At 46.1% G+C, this 23,383-nt stretch carries 17 protein-coding genes and 1 tRNA gene; 15 read left to right on the top strand and 3 right to left on the bottom strand.

The genetic code is table 11. The annotated features are described in order from the left end of the window. Window positions 1-66: 66 nt before the first annotated feature. Genes pyrC through MHN00_RS09920 form a run of 4 tightly spaced genes read left to right on the top strand, consistent with a single transcriptional unit; the run spans window position 67 to window position 4,219 of the window. On the top strand, window positions 67-1,113 hold the full coding sequence (gene pyrC, locus MHN00_RS09905) for a dihydroorotase (protein WP_039229297.1): 1,047 nt from the start codon (window positions 67-69) through the stop codon (window positions 1,111-1,113). Beyond that, window positions 1,083-2,393 carry an ABC transporter substrate-binding protein gene (locus MHN00_RS09910; protein WP_239301054.1) on the top strand — a complete coding sequence of 437 codons (1,311 nt, stop codon included), beginning with the start codon at window positions 1,083-1,085 and terminating at the stop codon, window positions 2,391-2,393. Before pyrC ends, MHN00_RS09910 begins: the two co-directional genes overlap by 31 nt. Next, window positions 2,393-3,772, top strand: coding sequence for an ATP-dependent RNA helicase DbpA (gene dbpA, locus MHN00_RS09915; RefSeq protein ID WP_014951051.1), 1,380 nt, complete (start codon window positions 2,393-2,395; stop codon window positions 3,770-3,772). Before MHN00_RS09910 ends, dbpA begins: the two co-directional genes overlap by 1 nt. Window positions 3,773-3,820: 48 nt before the next feature. Further along, window positions 3,821-4,219, top strand: a complete 399-nt coding sequence (locus tag MHN00_RS09920) for an ACT domain-containing protein (protein ID WP_239301056.1) — start codon at window positions 3,821-3,823, stop codon at window positions 4,217-4,219. Here the strand turns inward: MHN00_RS09920 and MHN00_RS09925 are convergent. Both MHN00_RS09925 and MHN00_RS09930 read right to left on the bottom strand, forming a co-directional pair. After that, window positions 4,216-4,908 carry a lysoplasmalogenase gene (locus tag MHN00_RS09925; protein ID WP_101566160.1) on the bottom strand — a complete coding sequence of 231 codons (693 nt, stop codon included), beginning with the start codon at window positions 4,906-4,908 and terminating at the stop codon, window positions 4,216-4,218. The two genes, MHN00_RS09920 and MHN00_RS09925, sit on opposite strands and share 4 nt — an antisense overlap. A gap of 138 nt (window positions 4,909-5,046) precedes the next feature. Then, window positions 5,047-7,113: a M13 family metallopeptidase gene (locus MHN00_RS09930; protein WP_239301058.1), complete on the bottom strand. Its 2,067-nt coding sequence runs from the start codon at window positions 7,111-7,113 to the stop codon at window positions 5,047-5,049. A 252-nt stretch (window positions 7,114-7,365) separates the two neighbouring features. Between MHN00_RS09930 and MHN00_RS09935 the strand changes: the two genes are divergently transcribed. The 5 genes from MHN00_RS09935 (at window position 7,366) to nusG (ending at window position 11,321) form a co-directional block, all read left to right on the top strand. Further along, window positions 7,366-7,989: an RraA family protein gene (locus tag MHN00_RS09935; protein WP_239301060.1), complete on the top strand. Its 624-nt coding sequence runs from the start codon at window positions 7,366-7,368 to the stop codon at window positions 7,987-7,989. A 231-nt stretch (window positions 7,990-8,220) separates the two neighbouring features. Continuing rightward, window positions 8,221-10,062, top strand: a complete 1,842-nt coding sequence (locus MHN00_RS09940) for an ABC transporter ATP-binding protein (RefSeq protein ID WP_239301062.1) — start codon at window positions 8,221-8,223, stop codon at window positions 10,060-10,062. A 167-nt stretch (window positions 10,063-10,229) separates the two neighbouring features. Next, window positions 10,230-10,306: transfer RNA gene (locus tag MHN00_RS09945), tRNA-Trp, on the top strand. Window positions 10,307-10,387: 81 nt separating this feature from the next. After that, the gene (gene secE / locus MHN00_RS09950) at window positions 10,388-10,765 is read left to right on the top strand and encodes a preprotein translocase subunit SecE (RefSeq protein ID WP_014951045.1); all 378 of its coding nucleotides are present in this window, start codon (window positions 10,388-10,390) and stop codon (window positions 10,763-10,765) included. A 4-nt stretch (window positions 10,766-10,769) separates the two neighbouring features. Then, window positions 10,770-11,321 (top strand): transcription termination/antitermination protein NusG, encoded by a 552-nt coding sequence (gene nusG, locus MHN00_RS09955; RefSeq protein WP_014951044.1) that lies wholly within the window; start codon window positions 10,770-10,772, stop codon window positions 11,319-11,321. Window positions 11,322-11,666: 345 nt separating this feature from the next. Here nusG and MHN00_RS09960 read toward each other — a convergent pair whose 3' ends face one another. Beyond that, window positions 11,667-11,969 (bottom strand): hypothetical protein, encoded by a 303-nt coding sequence (locus MHN00_RS09960; protein ID WP_061096048.1) that lies wholly within the window; start codon window positions 11,967-11,969, stop codon window positions 11,667-11,669. A gap of 244 nt (window positions 11,970-12,213) precedes the next feature. Between MHN00_RS09960 and rplK the strand changes: the two genes are divergently transcribed. The 6 genes from rplK (at window position 12,214) to rpoC (ending at window position 23,210) form a co-directional block, all read left to right on the top strand. Then, window positions 12,214-12,642, top strand: a complete 429-nt coding sequence (gene rplK, locus MHN00_RS09965; RefSeq protein WP_014951043.1) for a 50S ribosomal protein L11 — start codon at window positions 12,214-12,216, stop codon at window positions 12,640-12,642. A gap of 4 nt (window positions 12,643-12,646) precedes the next feature. Further along, window positions 12,647-13,342, top strand: a complete 696-nt coding sequence (rplA, locus tag MHN00_RS09970) for a 50S ribosomal protein L1 (RefSeq protein ID WP_014951042.1) — start codon at window positions 12,647-12,649, stop codon at window positions 13,340-13,342. Window positions 13,343-13,648: 306 nt separating this feature from the next. Next, a complete protein-coding gene (gene rplJ, locus MHN00_RS09975) occupies window positions 13,649-14,167 on the top strand; it encodes a 50S ribosomal protein L10 (protein ID WP_014951041.1) in 519 nt (172 codons plus the stop codon). A 57-nt stretch (window positions 14,168-14,224) separates the two neighbouring features. Beyond that, window positions 14,225-14,602 (top strand): 50S ribosomal protein L7/L12, encoded by a 378-nt coding sequence (gene rplL / locus MHN00_RS09980; RefSeq protein ID WP_015068303.1) that lies wholly within the window; start codon window positions 14,225-14,227, stop codon window positions 14,600-14,602. A gap of 325 nt (window positions 14,603-14,927) precedes the next feature. Beyond that, complete coding sequence (gene rpoB / locus MHN00_RS09985; RefSeq protein ID WP_014977618.1) at window positions 14,928-18,956, top strand: DNA-directed RNA polymerase subunit beta; 4,029 nt, start codon at window positions 14,928-14,930, stop codon at window positions 18,954-18,956. 81 nt (window positions 18,957-19,037) lie between these two features. After that, entirely contained in the window at window positions 19,038-23,210 is a 4,173-nt protein-coding gene (gene rpoC / locus MHN00_RS09990) for a DNA-directed RNA polymerase subunit beta' (protein WP_039229319.1), read from the top strand. The last annotated feature ends 173 nt before the right edge of the window (window positions 23,211-23,383 follow it).

Below are 23,383 nucleotides of genomic sequence, written 5' to 3' on the forward strand. Positions count from 1 at the left end.
TGGGAATTGTGCTATTATTGCGCGCATCTTCCCCTCTGTTTGAATAAGTACTAAGAGAGACAAGGCATGCAAACGCTCACCATTACTACGCCAGACGATTGGCACCTTCACTTTCGCGATAACGAAATGCTAGCTGAAACAGTGCCTGCAACCGCACGTTGTTTCCAGCGCGCTATTGTTATGCCAAACCTTGTACCACCGGTGGTTAATGCTGAAATGGCCATGGCGTACAAAGGGCGAATTGAAGCTGCGCGACCTAAAGGTAGTAGCTTTGAGCCATTAATGACCTTATTCCTTACTAATCAAACTACACCTCAAGACATTATCGATGCAAAACAAGCGGGCGTAACTGCGTGTAAGCTATATCCTGCAGGGGCCACTACTAATTCAGACGCCGCAGTAAAAGGCATTCAGGCTTTATACCCCGTATTCCAAGCCATGCAAGAGCAAGGCTTATTGTTGCTAATTCATGGTGAAGTGACCGAACATCACATTGATATTTTTGACCGTGAAAAAGTGTTCATTGATACCCATTTAGGGCCTATCGTTGACGCATTCCCTAAGCTGAAAGTGGTGTTTGAGCATATTACAACAGCAGATGCCGCAAGCTTCGTAGCGGGCGCCAGCGAATTTGTTGGAGCCACCATTACCCCTCAGCACTTATTGTTAAACCGCAACGATTTACTGGTTGGCGGCGTACGCCCTCATAACTATTGCTTGCCAGTACTAAAACGTAACACGCATCAAAAAGCGTTGCGCGATATGGTGGCAAGCGGCAACAAAAAATTCTTCCTAGGTACCGACTCGGCACCTCATGCAAAACATAAAAAAGAAAATGCTTGCGGCTGCGCGGGTTGTTATAGCGCATGGTCTGCAATTGAGCTTTATGCCGAAGTGTTCGAGCAGCTAGGCGCAATAGATAAGCTCGAAGGATTTGCTAGCCATTACGGTGCAGATTTTTATGGTTTACCACGAAATACGACTACAATGACATTAGTGAAAGAGTCGTGGACGGTGCCAGAACAAGTAACCCTAGCTGATGGCACCGATATGGTTCCATTTTATGCGGGGCAAATGTTGCAGTGGAAATTAGAAAAGGCATTTCAAGCGTAGTTTTTGTTGTCATTGTCTGTTTATGTGCCCTGTGGAGTTCATCCACTTGGGCACAAGCATTCTCTTACTCTCACGCCCCCGATTTACCAAGTACCCTTTCTCCCTCTGAGAAGCAGAGTATTCAATCTTACTCACTCACAGTGTTTAAAAATGCCTTATCAAAAAATGGCATTGATTTAACGCCTGCTACTAACACTTTATCGAATAGTGCCGACGTCCTTATCAATTTGATCAGAGATGAAAATAACGAAGATAGTTATTTTTGGATCACGCCGCTATTTGCCTTTGAATGTGGAAATAATGTTCGATGTACGCCGAATGCGGGCAGCCAGGCAACGACAATAGCAGTGAGCTATATCGCACTGAGCAAAAGTGAAGGTTCTGCCGATATTGCAGAGCGGATGAGCGAGCTGATTGCTCAATACAAAGGTTTAGACGACTTCACATTGCTTGCTAGCGCAATGCGGGATGAACTGAAAGCATCTTTCCCGGCCACAATACTTACTTTTGGAACACTAAGCTTAGCAGGTGAGCTGCATGCTAATACCGACAATCTTTGGGTCATCGCCGACATTGTGCCACTTTTTTCAGAGGTGGGAGAGCGAGGAAAGCTTAAAGGTATTGCTGCAGACTTGGTCAGAGACATATTAGATGAGATGACGCTAAAGCAGAATATCCTTTCCGCGCCATGGGAACGTATTGCAAAGGAAGCAATGACCAAGTCTAACGTATTGGTATTCTCAGTAATTCGCACGAGTGAAAGAGAAAGCGTGTTTCACTGGGTAACGCCGGTATCAAGAAACCTTCATGGACTGTACGGCATCGATAAGCCCTATTTTGAATCCTTTGCCAACGTACCAAAGAACTTTAGGGTTGGTACCTTATTGGAAGACTATCGCTATAACGTTGCAATAGAGCATGGCTTCAAAGTAAAAGCCTATGATTCGTGGCAGGCATTAGTGGATGCACTGATCAACAACGAAATTGATACTATTTTCGGTTCTCAGGGGGCAATTGACTTTGGATGTAACCCAAAACAATTTAAATGTGAGACAATAACCCTATCGAGTAAGTACGACATTTCAACGGCCTACCTAGCACTGTCAAAGAAAGACACCTGTGTTTTGGTTTTAGAGAAGCTCAAGTTAGCGGCGGCCGGTGTGAAAATGAGTGACAAGTTTAATGAGCAGCTTTCTTCCTGGAGTGACATGGTGTCCCAAGAATACGGCATAGCTCATCATACCGAACATGGTGTAGTGCACCTTTGGAACCCAAATTAATGACAGTTGAAACAGTTAAGCATTTAGATATAAACCCTGCCATCACCAAGGCGCTAGACTCACAAGGCATTTACCAACTTTCCCCTATACAGGCACAATCGCTCCCTGAGGCGTTGCAGGGGAAAGATGTGATAGGCCAAGCGCAGACGGGCAGCGGCAAGACTCTGTGCTTTGTAATTCCTGCCTTGCAGCACGTAGAAGTGAATGATTTTACCACGCAGGCCATCATACTTTGTCCTACCCGAGAGCTTGCTGATCAAGTGGCTCAGCAGTGCCGTTCGGCGGCTAAGAACATCGGTAATATTAAAGTGACCACGTTATGTGGTGGCCAGCCTATGGGGCCGCAGATTCAGTCACTGAAACATAGCCCGCACATCATTGTGGGCACGCCGGGTCGCGTAATGGACCATGTGGAAAAGCGTCGAATTGACCTAAGTAACGTAAAGTTGCGTGTCCTCGATGAAGCCGATCGCATGTTAGATATGGGCTTTGAAGACGATTTACGCATTATTTTCGGTCAAACGCCAAAACAAGTGCAAACCCTATTGTTTTCTGCAACCTTTACGGAACAAATTGAGCGTGTAGCCAAGCAGTACTTGCACAACCCGGTAACCTGTAAAGTTGAGTCTCAAGACAGTAAACCCGCTATCACCCAATTGGGCTACAACGTGCTCCCGCACACACGCACTCAGGCGCTTAAAGCGGTACTTACCCACTACCAACCTAAAAATGCCATTGTATTTTGTAACCGCAAGGTTCAGGTAAATGAAGTGGTTGAGGAGCTTATCGAAGATGGCTTTAGCGCAGCTGGACTTCAGGGGGACTTGGAACAGCATCAACGCACATCGGTGCTAATGCAGTTCGCCAGCGATGCGCTACAAGTACTTGTTGCCACCGATGTAGCTGCGCGAGGGCTGGATATTGATGATGTTGCCTGCGTAATTAATTATACGGTAAGTGAAGAGCCGGAAACCCATATTCACCGCATTGGTCGCACGGCGCGAGCAGGCGCACAGGGCATGGCGGTAACGCTAGTCAGCGATGACGAAGAGCACTTCTTGCGAAAAATAGAAGTATTGCAAGAAAGCGATATTCCACTTAAAGGCGCACAAAGCCTGCGTTTTCATAAAAACAAAATTACTCAGCCTGAATTTACCTGTATTTCACTAAGCGCGGGTAAAAAAGAAAAGCTTCGCCCAGGCGATCTGGTGGGTGCACTTACCAAAGATGCGGGCATTCCTGGCGACGACTTGGGCAAAATTAAAGTGCAAAACAGCATGAGTTTTGTCGCAGTGAAAACGCGAAGCGTGAAAAAAGCCATGGCGCACTTTAGAGAAGGAAAGATCAAAGGAAAACGTATTAGAGCCCGAAAGCTTTAATATGCGCTCTTAGATCTAAGTACTGACGTTATTCAATGGAAGGTGAGTGTGGTCGCTGAAACTGACTTGAGCGTGTTACTGAAAAATCTGAATCCTGTGGCGAGTAGTGAAGTTTACGTTTTCACTACCTTGCCTGCTGATAGCTTAACCAGTGCGTTAATTTCAGTAGCTAAGGGTATGTTTCAGGAACGCGAGGGCACCACGCTTATTCTTCCGGTTGCCGCAGCCGAGAAAGCTAACTTGCAATTTGAAGGTTATTACCGCTGTATAACCTGTGAAGTGCATTCTAGTTTGGAAGCGGTAGGCATGACTGCAGCTATGTCCACTGCGCTGGGTAAGGCAGGAGTTAGCGCCAACGTGGTGGCCGCTTATTATCACGACCATATTTTCGTGCCAGCTGAAAAAGCCGACTTGGCGATAGACGTTTTAACGTCGTTGTCTAACTAGGTCTGACCAATCTCTTCCTGCCTATTCTCTTTTCTCAAAAAACCATCAACCAGCCCCATGGTTAAGCAATATTGGGCACCATAGTAAGTTGTCATTACCCAAATGGTAGACAGTGGAAGCGGGGTTTTGAAAACCGACTGTGCGAGAATGGCATCTGATATCACAAAAAATAACGCACCGGTTACGATCAGCTTAGTTTGAGCCAACCACACTGCGGTTAAACCCATCAGTGTGATTACGCTAATATAGGCGACTACAGGGTAAAATAAGGCTTTCGACGCTGGCAGAATGTGCACTGCCATCATTACGGCAAAGCTAACCATAATAATACTAATGAACCACTTTGGTTTGCGTGAAATGATATGGTCGCCGGGCGTTTCTTGTAGGCGGCGATGCAGCAACGCAAAACACATAGCATACGTTAAATGGGCAACAAAAAAGCACGCCAAGCCGGTAATAAAACTATCAGCAAAGGGCAAGGCCAGACTAACATCTCCGGCAAGACTAAAAAGTAACGCCGCCAACACCATGTATCGCGGCATGGCGCTAAGTTTTGTATAGGCGAAAACTGCCAGTACCACAATAGGCAGGGCTTTGGGTAAGAATTGCGCCACGTAGGGGGTAAGCGGCAGCGTCGCCAGGTAAATCAACGCTAAGCTGCTAAAGACAATAGTTGTTCTTACATTCATATTTAGCCTTTTTGAAACTGCTCAGTCATACACTTCAACACGACAAAAAAAGCCCCAGTTTGGTGAAGCAAACATGGGGCTTTAGCTATTGTATTTTATGTACGCTACTTTCTATGTACTGTGTTTAGAGTACGCGAATTACCAAATTTTCACGCGTTCTTCTGGTGGTAAATACAACGCATCTTCTTCGGTCACGTTAAACGCTTCGTAGAATTCAGGTACGTTGCGAACAGCACCATTAGTGCGGAACTTCGTAGGTGAATGGGTATCGGTTTGTACTTGGCTGCGCAACGCTTCTTCGCGATATTTGCTTGCCCAAACCTGACCGTAACCAATGAATACACGCTGATCGCCAGTGAAACCATCTAGTTCAGGTGCTTTTTCACCATCAAGAGACAGATGGTAAGCTTTAAGTGCGATGCTGATGCCGCCAAGGTCGCCGATGTTTTCACCTAGGGTATATTCACCGTTCACGTGCAAGTCAGGCAGAACCTCAAACTGGTTATACTGTTCAATCAAGTTTGCAGTGCGTGCTTCAAACTCGCCGCGATCTTCGTCAGTCCACCAGTTTCGCAGAACGCCATCCCCGTCGAAGGTAGATCCTGAATCATCAAAGCCATGGCCAATTTCGTGACCAATTACCGCACCAATACCACCGTAGTTAACCGCATCTTCGGCGTTCATGTCAAAGAACGGAGGCTGAAGGATAGCCGCAGGGAATACAATTTCGTTTAGCGGAGGGTTGTAGTAAGCATTAACAGTTTGTGGTGTCATGCCCCATTCATGGGTCCACACTGGGCCGCCTTGTTTCTTAAGCATTTCTTCGTACAGGACGTCCGAAGAACGCTTTAGGTTTCCAAACAGGTCACTGGCATTAACTGTCAGCGCTGAATAGTCTCTCCACTGGTCCGGGTAACCAATTTTCACGGTAAACTTAGATAGCTTGTCTAGTGCTTGTGCGCGGGTTTCATCTGTCATCCAATCAAGATTTTCGATACTTTCTTTGTAAGCTAACAACAGGTTATTAACCATTTCCATCATGCGATCTTTCGCTTCAGGCGGGAAGTGCTGTTTTACATAAACCTTACCGATTAGCTCGCCTACATGGGCATTTGAAAGGCTTACTGCACGACGCCATTGTGGCTGTTGCTCTTCAACACCGCGAAGCACTTTGCTGTAGAATTTGAAGTTTGCTTCATCAAGCTCGGCATTTAAGCGACTGGCTGAAGCATTTAACAAGCCCCACTTAAGGAACGTTTTCCAATCTTCCAGTGAGGTATCTGCAATAACGCCATCAATGTTTTGCATGTAGTCTTTTTGCAGGATGCCTAGTGAAGGAATGTCGCTAATGTCTGCTTCAGTAAGATAAGCGTCCCAGTCGAACTTAGGCATTAACGCTTTAAGTTCTTCAATTGTCAGTTTGTTATAGTTGGCAGCAAAGTTACGGGCCTGCTCTTTTTTCATATGTAGCTGAGCAATTTTAGTCTCAAGTGCGAACAGCATATCCGCACTTTCTTTAGGCGCGTCGAAACCCGCCAGCTCAAACATGGTTTGAATATGTTTAACGTAGGCATCGCGAATGGTTTGTGATGTTTCGTCGTCTTTGAAGTAGTACTCGCGCTCAGGAAGGCCTAAGCCCGACTGCCACGTGTACATCAAATATTCTTTTGGCGATTTAAGGTCAGGGTATTGAGTTAGGCTGAACGGCGTACCGTAGCCATAGCGAGCAGCATAAGCAAAATATTCAGCAAGGTCGGTGTAGTCTTCAATGGCATCAATCTTAGTTAACTCAGGCTTTAGCGGTGTCATACCAAGTTCGTTGCGGGTTTCCATGTCCATATAGGCACGGTAAAAATCACCGACTTTTTGCTCGTCGCTGCCCGCTTTAAAGTCGCCTTCGGCAGACGATTTTATAATATCCATAACGTGATCTTGTGCTTCATCGCGAAGGATCACGAAAGAACCGTAGCTCGATTTATCTGCCGGTATTTCAAAATTATCAAACCACTTGCCATTTACGTAGCGGAAAAAGTCATCACCCGGGTCAACAGACAGATCCATATTTTCTTTAATGACACCTGAAGAAAGCTGTTGTTGAGCTTCTTCGGTAGCCGCGCTCTGTGTCTGTTGTTCTGTGGATGAATTTTGTGGGCTACAAGCCGTGAGGGCCAGTGCCACGCTTAAGCTTAAAACGCTACGTAACATGTCGAGTTTTCCTTTTCATTTTATTGGGCGACATTTGGGCTTGCCGCTTATTGTTTTTAGTGCGTTGCGAAACCTGTGCATCCCTTCGAAAGAATGGTGTGGCGTATTGCGTGCACGCTTTTTACTAATTTTTAGCATGGCGGGGGGGATAGAAAAAGTGTTTATAGTGAAAATACACAGCTTGTAACAACTTGTAGGGCTAATTTCGCTATAGTGTTTTTTCTCACACACTAAAACATTCAAGGAACGGCGATGGACTTACATAATACCCCTTTCGGTAGCGTATCACCCTGTGAGTACGCCGATGCGCTGCCAAGAGAGCAGTTCATGCACTATGCGATAAAACCGTTGTGGGAAGGCATGCCACGCATTGCGGGTCCAGCATTTACCGTTAAGTGTGAGCCGGGAGACCATCTTATGCTGCATGCGGCGATATATCGCGCAAGCCCCGGTGATATTATTGTTGTGGAAGCCGATGATAAATTCGCTGTTGCGGGCGGTAACGTCTGCGCGATAGCCCAGTCTCGCGGCATAAAAGGTTTCGTGATTGATGGTGTTATACGAGACCTTGCAGAAACCCGTGACAACAAATTCCCAGTATTTGCCAGGGGCGTTATACCCAAGCCAGGAGCCAAAAAGTGCATATCACCGTTAAATGAGCCGATTTCCTGTGCAGGTGTAACTGTTCACGCCGGAGATATCATTGTTGCAGACGAAGAGGGTATTGCAGTAATCCCAAAAGATGAGGCGCTAGCAGCCTATGACATTGCCCAAAAGCGAGCCCAGAAAGATGGCTCCATGTCACTTGAACAGTGGCAGGCTGAGCACGCTGAAAAAGTGGAAAGCATACTCGCTAAATTGGGCTTTGCAGAGTGAAGGCTGACAGGAAATTAGCTTAGTGTTGAGTTGTCTTATGTAAGCGCTTCTCCAAATAATAATTTTCGCCAAGTATCAGCCTGTGCCAAATATTAATTAATGTTAAACGAGCTTTGCGGTAAAAAAGCACCGCAAAGTTCAACACACTTTCAGTTATCGTGTAGAATTGTGACCCAGCATTTTGGGGCATACGTAAACGTGCTCTGTCACTGAATAACTAACGAGTTCTACATGTTTTCATTTTTTGAAAAGCTGACCCAGCCTTTCCCTGACACGCCGCCTACCCAACCGCCAACAGGTATCGTTGCATTTTGTAAATACTACACAAAAGGCATGTGGGGCGTAATCCTTACTGTTTCCGTGCTAAGTGCCATTGTTGCCATGTTAGAAGTGGCGCTGTTTGGCTTTTTAGGGCAGTTAGTTGACTGGTTCTCTGATCAAAATCGAGACACATTTTTAGCCGACCAAAAATTTACCCTCATTGGCATGGGTTTAACCGTGCTCGTTTTTATTCCGTTGTTTATTTTGTTGCGCTCGTTGTTTTCTCGTCAGTCCTTGATGGGGAACTACCCCATGCGCATTAGATGGCAAGCGCACCGCTATTTGCTTGGACAAAGTTTAACCTTCTTTCACGATGAGTTTGCCGGCCGTGTGGCCACCAAGGTGATGCAGACTGCACTATCGGTAAGAGAGACAGTAACCAAGGTTCTCGATTTGCTGGTGTACATCAGCGTTTATTTTATCTCTATGGTAGTGCTTATTTTCAGCACTGACTGGCGCTTAGCCATGCCGCTTATCGTGTGGTTCTTTGTGTACATCGGCATTTTAAAAGTGCTGGTGCCTAAACTAAAAGAAGTCTCGCAAAAGCAAGCCGACGCGCGCTCATTAATGACCGGACGTATTGTTGATAGCTATACCAATATTACAACGGTGAAGCTGTTTTCACACAGTCGCCGCGAAGCGGATTACGCTAAAGAAAGCATGGATGGTTTTCTTAAAACGGTTTATCCGCAAATGCGTTTGGTCACCGTGTTGGAATTCTGCGTGGAAATGGCTAACGCCATTCTTATTTTCACCGTTGGTGCGTTATCTGTGTATTTGTGGATGGAGAACATTGCGAGCCCGGGCGATATCGCCATCGCTATTAGTCTGTGTTTGCGACTAAACGGTATGTCGCACTGGGTTATGTGGGAAGTATCAGGTTTGTTCGAAAACTTAGGCACGGTGCAGGACGGCATGAATACACTAGCGCAGCCTATTGCAGTAAAAGACAAGCCAAAAGCCGACGCGCTAAAGGTAAATGGCGGCGGGATTAATTTCGATAATGTGCATTTTTCTTATTCAGGTGCAGACAACAAACCTATTGATGTGTTCACTAACTTGGATTTAGCCATTAAGCCCGGAGAAAAAGTGGGCTTAGTGGGGCGTTCTGGGGCGGGTAAATCGACGCTGGTTAATTTGCTCATGCGTTTTTACGACACCCAGAGTGGTCGCATTGTCATTGATGGTCAAGATATCACTGAAGTAGGCCAAGAAACCCTTCGCGCCAAAATCAGCATGGTGACACAAGATACTTCACTGATGCACCGCTCGGTACGCGACAATATCCTTTACGGTCGAACGGATGCGACAGAAGAAGATATGATACGTGCGGCCAAACAGGCCGAAGCGCACGACTTTATTCTTACGCTTACCGATAGTCACGGTAGAACAGGGTACGACGCGCATGTAGGTGAGCGAGGCGTTAAGCTTTCAGGCGGTCAGCGCCAGCGCATTGCCATAGCTCGCGTATTGCTAAAAGACGCGCCTGTACTAGTGCTGGACGAAGCCACATCAGCGCTAGATTCAGAAGTTGAAGCGGCAATTCAAGCCTGTCTGGATAAAGTGATGGAAGGCAAAACCGTGCTGGCTATTGCGCATCGACTGTCGACCATTGCGCAAATGGACAGGTTACTTGTTCTGGATAAGGGCAACATTATAGAGCAGGGAACCCATGCCGAGCTTATTGCGCACAATGGCATATATGCAAAGCTTTGGGCGCACCAAACGGGCGGATTTATAGGCGTTGAATAGACAAAGTGCGAATTAGCGTTCAATCGCAGATGGGATGGATAAACCGCTTGTATCTTGAAAGTGGTTAAGTATAATACGCGTCCCTCCCTTGCGATACCGCACTTTCCTTAGAAAAGACGCACAACTCACAAGGGCAGTGTAAGTAAATTTTGTCTTATCGACACCACAGGGGTGTAGTTCGAATTGGTAGAACAGCGGTCTCCAAAACCGATGGTTGGGGGTTCGAGTCCCTCCACCCCTGCCAAATTTACTTAAACTAAGAATTTTTAAGTTGCGCATTTTTTAGATGCGTAAAACAACGACGCTGTAGTGCTAGGATCGTAACATGAGCGAAAAGACGGAAAATCAGTCCAATGCATTGGACATGTTTAAATGGGTAGTGGTTTTTGCACTACTTGCCGGTTTAGTAACCGCTAATACAATGTACGGTGAGATCTCGGTACTATACCGTGCCATCGCAATTGTTGTAGTTGTTGGTATAGCTGGTTTCATCGCGGCAACTACCGAAAAAGGTAGCACCTTCTTGAGCTTTGCTAAAGAGTCTCGCACAGAAGTTCGCAAGGTTGTGTGGCCAACTCGCCAAGAGGCGAACCAAACTACACTTATCGTGCTTGCAGCGACGTTAATTATGGCACTAATTTTATGGGGACTAGACGGCATCATCGTTCGTGTAGTTGGCTTTATTACAGGAATAGGAGCATAACCGTATGTCTGAAGAAGAAGCAGTAAAGAAAAGATGGTACGTAGTTCAAGCCTATTCACAATATGAGTCTCGCGTTAAGAAGACCCTGCTTGAATACATCAAAATGCACAACATGGAAGACTACTTTGGTCAGGTACTAGTACCAACAGAAGAAGTAGTAGAAATGCGTGCTGGTCAAAAGCGTAAGTCTGAGCGTAAGTTCTACCCAGGTTATGTATTGGTAGAAATGGCGATGACGGAAGAGTCATGGCACTTAGTGAAAAGCGTACCTCGCGTACTTGGTTTCATCGGCGGCACATCTGATCGCCCTATGCCAATCACGCAGAAAGAAGCTGACGCTATCTTAAATCGTCTTGAAGAAAACGTTGATAAGCCAAGACCAAAGACGCTGTTCGAGCCAGGCGAAGTTATTCGCGTGATCGATGGCCCGTTTGCAGACTTCAACGGTGTGGTAGAAGAAGTAGACTACGAAAAGAGCCGCGTAAAAGTATCGGTACTTATCTTCGGTCGTTCTACTCCAGTAGACCTAGAATTTGGTCAAGTAGAAAAAGGCTAAGCCTACTCAAGCTACCGTATAGTATTTTTAAAAAGCCCCGTTTGACGGGGCTTTTTTGTATCTAGATAACGATAAAAGGAGAGCGGTGAATATTTATAAAAATTTGCATGTTACTACAACGTAGCATCCTCTTGACCTAAATAAGCCAGAAATAACAGCTAATAAGCGAAAGAAACATAAACATAAACTGCAATATTGTTGCGGTTTTTTCAGAGACTTTATCGCTCTTTGTAAAAGAGTCCCAAAATTTGACACCCAGCGCACGTTTTAAGATTAGGTTCATTCCACAAATTACCATGACCCAAATGAACACCGTTCCGATATCTACCATTTTAAATTTGACCTTCACTCATCTGTTGTTTCTAAACCCTCTAGATCCGACGCCAAATTTGCTATAGCGCCCGAAACTAACCCACCACCTACGGATGTTGCGAGAGAGCTGAAACCTTTAACCGGACTTAAAGCGCCTGCACCCATTCCGGCAAGTGTTCCTGTAGCGATGGTACTGAACGATGCGTTACGCCCGCCACCAATAATTGCCCCGTAGAAACCACCTATGCCACCGGCTATTGCGCCTAAAGCATTGGCCCAAAGTGCACCAGAAACATTTGAGATCTCATGATTGTTTAATTCTGTAGGTTTTTCCATTGTTTGATTATCCTTTCAAAATAAATGATGGGCTTCACACAGTCTGCGTAAAGCCAACATAACTCTGATTCACTTTGCCTATGAAAAATACTGACCTTTCGATGGTTTTTTATTCTAAATAGCCCTTGCATAGTAATTAATCACCTTATATAATGCGCGCCCTTTTAAACGGAAACGGGAAGCCGATTGAGCAAATAATCTCTGTATTTGCGAGGCGTTAGACCCAAACAAGAGAGCATGTAAAATGGCTAAAAAAGTAAGCGGTATTATCAAGCTTCAGGTTGCAGCAGGTGCTGCTAACCCAAGTCCACCAGTTGGTCCTGCACTAGGTCAACACGGTGTAAACATCATGGAATTCTGTAAGGCTTTCAACGCGAAAACAGAAAGCCTTGAGAAAGGCGCTCCAGTACCAGTAGAAATTACTGTATACGAAGATCGCTCTTTCACATTCGAAACTAAGACTCCTCCTGCGTCTTACCTGCTTAAGAAAGCAGCGGGCATCAAGAGTGGTTCTGGCCGTCCTAACACTGAAAAAGTGGGTAAAGTTACTCGCGCTCAGTTGGAAGAGATTGCTAAAACTAAAGAGCCAGACCTTACTGCAGCTGATCTAGATGCAGCGGTACGCACTATCGCGGGTTCTGCTCGCTCAATGGGCTTGAACGTAGAGGACTAATCGAATGGCTAAATTAACTAAACGCGCTCGCCTAATCCGCGACAAAGTTGACTCTACTAAAGAGTACGAAATCAACGAAGCAGTAGCGCTTCTTAAAGAACTAGCAACAGCTAAGTTCGCAGAAAGCGTAGACGTATCTGTTAACCTTGGTATCGATGCGAAGAAATCTGACCAAAACGTTCGTGGTGCAACTGTACTACCTAACGGTACTGGTAAAGACGTTCGCGTTGCAGTATTCACTCAAGGTGCAAATGCTGAAGCGGCTAAAGAAGCTGGTGCAGACATCGTTGGTATGGACGACTTAGCTGAGCAAGTTAAGAAAGGCGAAATGAACTTTGACGTAGTAGTTGCTAGCCCAGACGCGATGCGTGTTGTTGGTCAACTAGGTCAAATCTTAGGTCCACGCGGCCTTATGCCTAACCCAAAAACTGGCACTGTAACGCCTGACGTTGCAACGGCAGTTAAGAACGCTAAAGCTGGTCAGGTACGCTACCGTAACGATAAGAACGGTATCATCCACGCTAGCATTGGTAAGATTGCGTTCGAAGCGAACCAAATTCAAGAAAACCTTGAAGCGCTACTTGAAGCACTGAAGAAAGCTAAGCCTTCTTCTGCGAAAGGTACATACATCAAGAAGATCAGCCTAAGCACTACAATGGGTGCTGGTGTTGCTCTTGATAAGGCTTCTGTAGGTCTTTAATTTCGCTGAGCTTAGGCTTATCGAAATCTCTTAAAGGTTATGGGTTGGAGCTGTGACAATTAGCAGTGCTAATAAGCAGCTCCCGTCCTAGACCGCAGGTGCGGTGTGGTGAAAGAGGTAAGAGAACTTTCACAGTCAACACACTGCTTAATACAACAACCTGCGCAGACGGTGGTTTGACTCAGACTCTCTGGGGTAACAAACACCGTAGAGCGGTATCAACCATGAGGGTTGGTATCAATCTGTGAACCCTGACGGCGTAAGCGGGTAACCGCAAACAAAGTCAGATACAAAGAGGTGAACTCAGTGGCACTAGGTTTAGCAGCAAAAAAAGAGATCGTAGCAGAAGTTTCTGAAGTTGCGTCTCGCGCTCTATCCGTAGCCGTTGCTGAATACCGTGGGATGGAAGTTGCAGAACTGACTGACCTACGTGTTAAAGCTCGTGAGCAAGGCGTATACCTAAAGGTTGTACGTAACACTCTTGCAAAGCGTGCTCTAGCAGACAGTCAATTTGCAGACTTAGACAGCGCCTTAACTGGTCCGCTTATCTATGGTTTCTCTATCGACGCACCAGGCGGTGCGGCACGTCTTTTCAAAGACTTCGGTAAGACTAACGATAAGCTAAAAGTTACAGCACTATCTATTGGTAGCGGTCTTCTTGGTCCAGAGAAATTGGACGCAGTTGCAGCACTACCTACCCGCGACGAAGCGCTTGCGAAACTACTTGCAACCTTCAAAGCACCAGTTGGGAAATTCGTTCAAACAATCAACGAAGTTCCTGGCAAGTTTGTGCGCGTATTGGCGGCGGTCAAAGACACCAAGTAATTGGCGTTTTTGGCATATTGATTTTTTTAACATTTTATACCCAGGAGTTTAGAGAACATGGCTCTAACTAAAGAAGATATCTTAAACGCAATCGCTGAAATGCCAGTAATGGAACTGGTTGAACTAATCGAAGCGGCTGAAGAAAAATTCAACGTATCTGCTGCAGCTGCTGTTGCTGTTGCTGGTCCAGCTGCTGGCGGTGACGCTGCTGCTGCAGAAGAAAAGACTGAATTCGACGTTGTAATGACTTCATTCGGTGGCAACAAAGTTGCAGTTATCAAAGCAGTTCGCGGCGCGACTGGCCTAGGTCTTAAAGAAGCTAAAGAAGTAGTTGAGTCTGCTCCTAAAGCTATCAAAGAAGGCGTAAGCAAAGATGAAGCTGAAGCACTTAAGAAAGAGCTTGAAGAAGCTGGTGCAGAAGTAGAAATCAAGTAATCTGACATAGTCAGATTATTGCCTGAGACGGCAAGGCTGGTGGTTTTTTAAACCACCAGCCTTTTTGCGCTGTATAGTGTGTAGAATCTAACCCTTGGTTACACTACTTAAAGCGCCATTCGGAAATACCCATAAAAAGCATAAAAATCCAACAAGTTAACTAATAATTGGTTAAATTTTGTTGTATGCTGGTGTATCTGCCCGAAAAAGGGTTGTGGAAGTTTGTTGCTTAGTGCGCCATTTGAAACGTAGCTTTTAGCCCATAGCACGCGTTTTAAAGCATTTTGCAGCAGGTTGGGTCATAAATCAGCAGGCTGAGGAACCCATGGTTTACTCTTATAGCGAAAAGAAACGTATCCGTAAGGATTTTGGCAAACGCCCACAGGTATTGGAAATTCCATACCTTCTTTCAATTCAGCTTGATTCTTTCAAAAAGTTTATTGAGATCGATGCAGATGCTCAATACGGTTTGGAAGCAGCATTTCGTTCCGTTTTTCCAATTAAAAGCTACTCAGGTAGTTCAGAGCTTCAGTATGTAAGCTACCGCCTGGGAGAGCCCGTTTTCGACGTTAAAGAATGTCAAATTCGCGGCGTAACTTTCTCTGCTCCGTTAAGAGTAAAACTACGGTTAGTGTTGTTCGATAAAGACGCTGCGCCAGGTACCGTAAAAGATATTAAAGAACAAGAAGTGTACATGGGCGAGATCCCATTGATGACTGAGAACGGTACGTTCGTTATCAATGGTACAGAGCGTGTTATCGTGTCACAGCTACACCGTTCACCTGGTGTATTCTTTGATCACGACAAAGGTAAAACCCACTCGTCAGGTAAAGTGCTTTATAACGCACGTGTAATTCCTTACCGTGGTTCGTGGTTAGACTTCGAGTTTGACCCGAAAGATAACCTATTCGTACGTATCGACCGTCGTCGTAAGTTGCCTGCAACGATTATCTTACGCGCACTTGAAATGACGTCTGAAGAAATCCTAGATACTTTCTTCGACAAAGTAAGCGTACGTATCGACAAAGACAAACTAATGATGGAAGTGGTTCCAGATCGCCTACGTGGTGAGACGGCTGCTTTTGACATCATTGACGGTGAAGGCAACGTTGTTGTTGAAACGGGTCGTCGTATTTCTGCGCGCCACACGCGTGCACTAGAAAAAGCCGGTCTTACAGAACTTGAAGTTCCAGCCGATTACCTAATTGGCCGTGTTTACGCAGCTACTTATGTAAACGAAGACACAGGCGAAGTGATTGTAAGCGCGAACGACGAACTAACCCTTGAAAACCTAGCGGCACTTAGCCAAGCGGGCATCAAAGAGTTCGAAACGCTTTACATCAACGAGCTAGATCACGGTTCATACATTTCAGATACGCTACGTATCGATTCTTCAACTAACCGCCTTGAAGCACTAGTTGAAATTTACCGTATGATGCGTCCTGGTGAGCCACCAACGAAAGATGCAGCTGAAACCTTGTTCGATAACTTGTTCTTCTCTGATGAACGTTACGACCTATCTTCTGTTGGCCGCATGAAGTTCAACCGCCGTCTTGGCCGTGAAGAACTTATTGGTGCTGGTACACTAGATAAAGAAGACATTATTTCTGTAATGAAGCAGCTAATAATGATTCGTGACGGTAAAGACGAAGTAGATGACATCGATCACCTAGGTAACCGTCGTATCCGTTCTGTAGGTGAAATGGCAGAAAACCAATTCCGCGTTGGTCTTGTACGTGTTGAGCGTGCAGTTAAAGAGCGTCTAAGCTTAGGCGACCTAGACAACGTGATGCCACAAGATCTTATTAACGCTAAGCCTATCTCGGCTGCGGTTAAAGAGTTCTTCGGTTCATCTCAGCTTTCTCAGTTCATGGACCAAAACAACCCGCTATCAGAAGTAACGCATAAGCGTCGTATTTCTGCATTAGGCCCGGGTGGTCTTACACGTGAACGTGCAGGCTTCGAAGTTCGAGACGTACACCCGACTCACTACGGTCGTCTATGTCCAATCGAAACGCCGGAAGGCCCGAACATCGGTCTAATTAACTCATTGGCAAGCTTCGCGCGTACCAATGACTTCGGTTTCCTAGAAACGCCGTTCCGTCGCATTGTAGACGGTGTGGTAACAGACGAAATCGATTACTTATCTGCAATTGAAGAAGGTCAATTCGCCATCGCTCAGGCAAACATCGCGTTGACTGAAGCAGGCGAGTTGGTTGACGACCTAATTCCATGTCGTCACCGTGGTGAAACTACCTTGATGCCGAAAGAAGACATCAAGTACATGGACGTTTCACCTCAGCAAATCGTTTCAATTGCTGCAAGCATTATCCCATTCCTAGAGCACGATGATGCGAACCGTGCACTTATGGGTGCGAACATGCAACGTCAGGCAGTACCTACACTACGCGCTGATAAGCCGCTAGTTGGTACCGGTATGGAAAGAACTATCGCGGTTGACTCAGGTGTTACTGTAGTTGCTAAGCGCGGTGGTGTGGTTGATTACGTAGATGCCAGCCGTATCGTTATTAAAGTAGACGAAGATGAAATGCTTCCAGGTGAAGCGGGTATCGATATCTACAACCTGACTAAGTACACACGTTCTAACCAAAACACGTGTATCAATCAGAAGCCTACTTGTAGTGTTGGCGACCCGATTGTTGCAGGCGACGTGCTAGCTGATGGTCCTTCAACAGACCTAGGTGATCTTGCACTTGGTCAGAACATGCGTATCGCGTTCATGCCGTGGAATGGTTACAACTTTGAGGATTCAATCCTTATTTCTGAGCGTGTAGCGCAGGAAGACCGTTTTACTACTATCCACATTCAAGAGCTTAGCTGTATCGCTCGTGATACTAAGCTTGGGCCAGAAGAGATTTCTTCTGATATCCCGAACGTGGGTGAATCTGCACTAAGCAAGCTTGATGAATCAGGTGTTGTTTACATTGGTGCGGAAGTGAAAGGCGGTGACATCCTTGTAGGTAAAGTAACGCCTAAAGGTGAAACGCAGCTTACGCCAGAAGAAAAACTACTACGTGCAATCTTCGGTGAGAAAGCGTCTGACGTTAAAGATACGTCTCTACGTGTACCTAACTCTGTTCACGGTACGGTAATCGACGTTCAAGTATTTACCCGTGACGGTGTAGAGAAAGACAAGCGTGCGCTAGAAATTGAAGATATGCAGTTACGTCAGGTTAAGAAAGACCTTACTGACGAGTTCGAAATTCTTGCAGACGGTATCTTCGCACGTGCACAAACTGCACTACTACGTGCTGGTGTTGACCAAGCTAAGCTTGACAGCCTGCCGCGTGAAAAGTGGTTTGAAATCGCACTTAACAGTGAAGATGCACAGCTAGAGCTAGACCAAATCGCTGATCAGCATGCTGAAATCAAACTTGATTTCGATAAGAAGTTTGAAGGTAAGCGTCGCAAGATTACTCAAGGCGATGACCTAGCACCTGGCGTGCTTAAGATCGTTAAGGTTTACCTTGCGGTTAAGCGTCACATCCAACCGGGTGATAAAATGGCCGGTCGTCACGGTAACAAAGGTGTTATCTCGACTATCCAGCCTGTAGAAGACATGCCATACGATGCTAACGGTACGCCGGTAGATATCGTTCTTAACCCACTAGGTGTACCGTCTCGTATGAACATCGGTCAGATCCTAGAAACGCACTTGGGTATGGCTGCACACGGTCTTGGTGTGAAGATTGATCGCATGATTAAAGAGCAGCGCGAGCTGGCTGAACTACGTGACTTCCTGAAGAAGGTGTACGAGCTTGGTGAGAATCACCAAGAAGTAGACATCGATAGCTTCACAGACCACGAAGTTCGTCGTCTAGCGGAAAACCTTCGTAAGGGTGTTCCAGTAGCAACACCTGTATTCGACGGTGCTCGTGAATCTGAAATCAAAGAAATGCTGAAGCTTGCTGATATTCCAGAAAGCGGTCAGATTGCTTTGTTTGACGGTCGTACCGGTCGCGAATTTGAGCGTCCAGTTACGGTTGGTTACATGTACATGCTGAAACTGAACCACTTAGTAGACGACAAAATGCACGCGCGTTCTACTGGTTCTTACAGCCTTGTTACACAGCAGCCTCTTGGTGGTAAAGCACAGTTCGGTGGTCAGCGCTTCGGTGAGATGGAAGTGTGGGCACTTGAAGCATACGGTGCAGCATATACCCTTCAAGAAATGCTTACCGTTAAGTCGGATGACGTTAACGGCCGTACCAAGATGTACAAGAACATCGTCGATGGCGACCACAGAATGGAACCTGGCATGCCAGAGTCATTCAACGTACTACTTAAAGAAATTCGCTCGTTGGGTATCAACATCGAGCTTGAAGAAAAGTAATACGGCGTTAGCCACGTAATGTTATGAGATGGCCCGGCGCTTGCGCCGGGCTCTAGAGACTGACTCCGCTGGGAGAGTAATGTGAAAGACTTATTAAAGTTTCTAAAGCAACAAAACAAGACTGAAGAATTCGATAATATTCGAATCGGTCTGTCTTCACCTGACATGATCCGTTCATGGTCATTCGGTGAAGTTAAAAAGCCTGAAACAATTAACTACCGTACGTTCAAGCCTGAGCGTGACGGTCTGTTCTGTGCGCGTATCTTTGGTCCGGTTAAAGACTACGAGTGTCTTTGCGGTAAGTACAAGCGCCTTAAGCACCGTGGTGTTATCTGTGAGAAGTGTGGCGTTGAAGTTACACTGACTAAAGTACGTCGTGAGCGTATGGGTCACATCGAGCTAGCTAGCCCGGTAGCACACATCTGGTTCCTGAAATCACTTCCGTCTCGTATCGGCCTAATGCTAGATATGACACTTCGTGATATTGAACGTGTACTTTACTTTGAATCATACGTGGTTACAGAGCCAGGTATGACTACGCTTGAGCGCAGCCAACTTCTTAACGAAGAAGAATACTTGGATGCACTTGAAGAGCACGGTGATGAGTTTGAAGCGAAGATGGGTGCTGAAGCAGTATTCGATCTTCTTACAGCACTAGACGTAGACGCAGACGTTGCGGCTATGCGTGAAGAGCTGCCTTCAATCAACTCTGAAACTAAGCGTAAGAAAATTACTAAGCGTCTTAAGTTGCTTGAGTCATTCCAACAGTCTGGTAATAAGCCAGAGTGGATGATCATGACGGTTCTTCCGGTACTTCCACCAGATTTACGTCCTCTAGTACCACTAGATGGCGGCCGTTTTGCAACGTCTGACCTTAACGACCTATACCGTCGTGTTATTAACCGTAACAACCGTCTTAAGCGTCTTCTAGACCTAGCTGCTCCAGACATCATCGTACGCAACGAAAAGCGTATGCTTCAAGAGTCTGTTGATGCGCTTCTAGATAACGGACGTCGTGGTCGTGCGATTACCGGTTCTAACAAGCGTCCACTTAAGTCGCTTGCAGACATGATCAAAGGTAAGCAAGGTCGTTTCCGTCAAAACCTTCTTGGTAAGCGTGTTGACTACTCAGGCCGTTCTGTAATTACCGTTGGTCCTACGCTACGCCTTCACCAGTGTGGTCTTCCTAAGAAGATGGCACTTGAGTTATTTAAGCCGTTTATCTACGGTAAGCTTGAAGGTCGTGGTCTTGCGACTACAATTAAAGCTGCTAAGAAGCTTGTAGAGCGCGAAGCACCAGAGGTTTGGGACGTACTAGACGACGTTATCCGCGAACACCCGGTACTACTTAACCGTGCACCTACACTTCACCGTTTGGGTATCCAAGCATTCGAACCAACACTAATCGAAGGTAAAGCGATTCAGCTTCACCCGCTAGTGTGTGCGGCGTACAACGCCGACTTCGATGGTGACCAAATGGCGGTACACGTTCCGTTGACAATCGAAGCACAGCTAGAAGCACGTGCACTTATGATGTCAACGAACAACATTCTGTCACCTGCGAACGGTGAGCCAATTATCGTACCTTCACAGGACGTTGTATTGGGTCTTTACTACCTAACGCGTGACAAAGTAAACGGCTTAGGCGAAGGCATGGTATTCACGAGCCCGAATGAAGCAGAAAAAGCATACCGTACAGGTAATGCTGAGCTTCACTCTCGCGTTAAAGTACGTATTACTGAATATGACATCGATGAAGATGGCAACAAAACTGAGAAAGTAACGCTAACTGACACGACTGTTGGTCGTGCGATTTTCTCATTGATCCTTCCAAAGGGTCTGCCGTTTGAAATCATCAACCAAGCGATGGGCAAGAAGCAAATTTCAAGACTATTGAATGCTTGTTACCGTACGCTAGGTCTGAAAGACACAGTAATTGCTGCTGACCAAATCATGTATACCGGTTTCCACTACGCGATGATCGCGGGTGCGTCTGTTGGTATCGACGATATGGTTATCCCTGCTGCTAAGAAAGACATCATTGATGCAGCGGAAGCAGAAGTTATTGAAATTCAGGAACAGTTCCAAAACGGTCTTGTTACCGCGGGTGAGCGTTACAACAAAGTTATCGATATCTGGTCAAATGCCAACGAAAAAGTTGCTAAGGCCATGATGGATAACCTTAAGACTGACATCGTAATTAACCGCGATGGCGAAGAAGAAGAGCAATCATCATTTAACTCTGTTTACATGATGGCCGACTCGGGTGCTCGTGGTAGTGCCGCTCAGATTCGTCAGCTAGCTGGTATGCGTGGTCTGATGGCTAAGCCAGATGGCTCAATCATCGAAACCCCAATTACGGCGAACTTCCGTGAAGGTCTGAACGTACTACAGTACTTCATCTCAACTCACGGTGCTCGTAAAGGTCTTGCGGATACCGCACTTAAGACAGCGAACTCGGGTTACCTAACGCGTCGTCTAGTAGACGTTGCACAAGACTTGGTAATCACTAACGACGACTGTGGCACATTCGAGGGTGTTCAAATGACACCACTAATCGAAGGTGGTGACGTTGTTGAGCCACTACGCGAGCGTGTACTAGGTCGTGTGGTAGCAGAAGATGTACTTAAGCCAGGTACTAATGAAGTACTAGTTGAGCGTAACGTTCTTCTAGACGAAGCGTTAGTAGACATGCTTGAAGCTAACTCAGTTGACCAAATCATGGTTCGCTCGGTAATCACTTGTGACAACGACTTCGGTGTTTGTGCTAAGTGTTACGGTCGTGACCTTGCACGTGGTCACATGGTGGGTAGCGGTGAATCGGTTGGTGTTATTGCAGCACAGTCAATCGGTGAGCCAGGTACACAGCTTACCATGCGTACGTTCCACATCGGTGGTGCGGCATCAAGAGCATCTGCTGAGAACAGCGTACAAGTTAAGACTGCGGGTAGCCTTAAGCTACACAACGCGAAGTTCGTACGTAACTCTGACGGCAAAGTGGTTATCGTTTCTCGTTCAACAGAACTTACTGTTATCGACGAGCAAGGCCGTGAGAAAGAGCGCTATAAAGTACCTTACGGTGCTGTACTTAGCGTGGATGACGGTGCAACTATTGCAGCTGGCGACGTTGTTGCTAACTGGGATCCGCATAGTCACCCAATCATCACTGAACGTGCAGCTAAGATCAGCTTCGCAGACATTGATGACTCTAACACTGAAATGCAGCAAGACGAGCTTACTGGTCTAACCCGTATCGTTGTTAAAGACCTTGCGAAAGTAAACTCTAAAGAGCCTAAGCTAATTCTTGAAAGCGACGAGTTCGGTCTTCAAGAAATTCGTCTTCCAAGCTTCACTACCATCGAAGCGAAAGAAGGCAAAGTGGCTAACGAAGGTGACGTGCTAGCACGTATTCCTCAGGAAAGCTCGAAGACTCGTGATATCACGGGTGGTCTACCGCGCGTTGCGGACCTATTTGAAGCACGTAAGCCTAAAGAGCCTGCTATCCTTGCAGAAATCTCAGGTACTATCGGCTTCGGTAAAGAGACCAAAGGTAAGAAGCGTCTTGTAATTACACCTGCTGAGGGTGACGCGTACGAAGAGATGATTCCTAAGTGGCGTCAGCTTAACGTGTTCGAAGGTGAGAAAGTGGAAAAAGGCGAAGTTATCGCTGATGGTCCAGAGTCTCCACACGATATCCTACGTCTACGTGGTATCTCAGCTGTAGCAAACTACATCGTGAACGAGGTTCAGGAAGTTTACCGTCTACAGGGTGTTAAGATTAACGATAAGCACATTGAAGTAGTTATCCGTCAGATGCTACGCAAGTGCATTATCACTAATCCAGGCGATACGCAGTTCCTTGAAGGCGAACAGGTTGAAGTATCGAACGTCAAAGTGGCTAACCGTGAAATTGAAAAACACGGCAAGATCCCAGCGCAGTACGAAACACAGCTGCTTGGTATCACTAAAGCGTCACTGTCTACTGAGTCATTTATCTCAGCGGCATCGTTCCAAGAAACAACACGTGTTCTAACTGAAGCTGCGGTTCAAGGTAAAGAAGATGACCTACGCGGTCTGAAAGAAAACGTAATCGTTGGTCGACTAATTCCAGCGGGTACAGGTTTCGCTTACCACGAACGCCGTGCACAACGTCGCAAAGAGCAAATCGAAGAAATGTCAGTTTCTGCTGCTGAAGCAGAACAGGCACTAACCGAAGCGCTTAATGCTGGTGCAGACGAAGATACTGCCGAATAAGGCAAGATCATAGGAGTACGTTAACGTACTCCTAACAATTTGGCAGTCATGTTGTACAGATTGCAGATAAATTAACTGCTTAACCTTTGTACACCTTGACAGTCAGAGCGATGATCTTTAATATTCCGCGACCCGATTTTGGATAGCCAATAAGTGGCTCGATAAACGGTCGC

It is taken from the genome of Alteromonas sp. Cnat2-8 (genome assembly GCF_022348355.1).
Classification (GTDB): domain Bacteria; phylum Pseudomonadota; class Gammaproteobacteria; order Enterobacterales; family Alteromonadaceae; genus Alteromonas; species Alteromonas macleodii.

What these genes read in the sequence shown, in the direction of transcription:
- pyrC (WP_039229297.1), top strand. Translation starts at nt 67, where the DNA reads ATGCAAACGCTCACCATTACTACGCCAGACGATTGGCACCTTCACTTT.
- dbpA (WP_014951051.1), top strand. Translation starts at nt 2,393, where the DNA reads ATGACAGTTGAAACAGTTAAGCATTTAGATATAAACCCTGCCATCACC.
- MHN00_RS09925 (WP_101566160.1), bottom strand. Translation starts at nt 4,908, where the DNA reads ATGAATGTAAGAACAACTATTGTCTTTAGCAGCTTAGCGTTGATTTAC.
- MHN00_RS09930 (WP_239301058.1), bottom strand. Translation starts at nt 7,113, where the DNA reads ATGTTACGTAGCGTTTTAAGCTTAAGCGTGGCACTGGCCCTCACGGCT.
- MHN00_RS09935 (WP_239301060.1), top strand. Translation starts at nt 7,366, where the DNA reads ATGGACTTACATAATACCCCTTTCGGTAGCGTATCACCCTGTGAGTAC.
- MHN00_RS09940 (WP_239301062.1), top strand. Translation starts at nt 8,221, where the DNA reads ATGTTTTCATTTTTTGAAAAGCTGACCCAGCCTTTCCCTGACACGCCG.
- secE (WP_014951045.1), top strand. Translation starts at nt 10,388, where the DNA reads ATGAGCGAAAAGACGGAAAATCAGTCCAATGCATTGGACATGTTTAAA.
- nusG (WP_014951044.1), top strand. Translation starts at nt 10,770, where the DNA reads ATGTCTGAAGAAGAAGCAGTAAAGAAAAGATGGTACGTAGTTCAAGCC.
- MHN00_RS09960 (WP_061096048.1), bottom strand. Translation starts at nt 11,969, where the DNA reads ATGGAAAAACCTACAGAATTAAACAATCATGAGATCTCAAATGTTTCT.
- rplK (WP_014951043.1), top strand. Translation starts at nt 12,214, where the DNA reads ATGGCTAAAAAAGTAAGCGGTATTATCAAGCTTCAGGTTGCAGCAGGT.
- rplA (WP_014951042.1), top strand. Translation starts at nt 12,647, where the DNA reads ATGGCTAAATTAACTAAACGCGCTCGCCTAATCCGCGACAAAGTTGAC.
- rplL (WP_015068303.1), top strand. Translation starts at nt 14,225, where the DNA reads ATGGCTCTAACTAAAGAAGATATCTTAAACGCAATCGCTGAAATGCCA.
- rpoB (WP_014977618.1), top strand. Translation starts at nt 14,928, where the DNA reads ATGGTTTACTCTTATAGCGAAAAGAAACGTATCCGTAAGGATTTTGGC.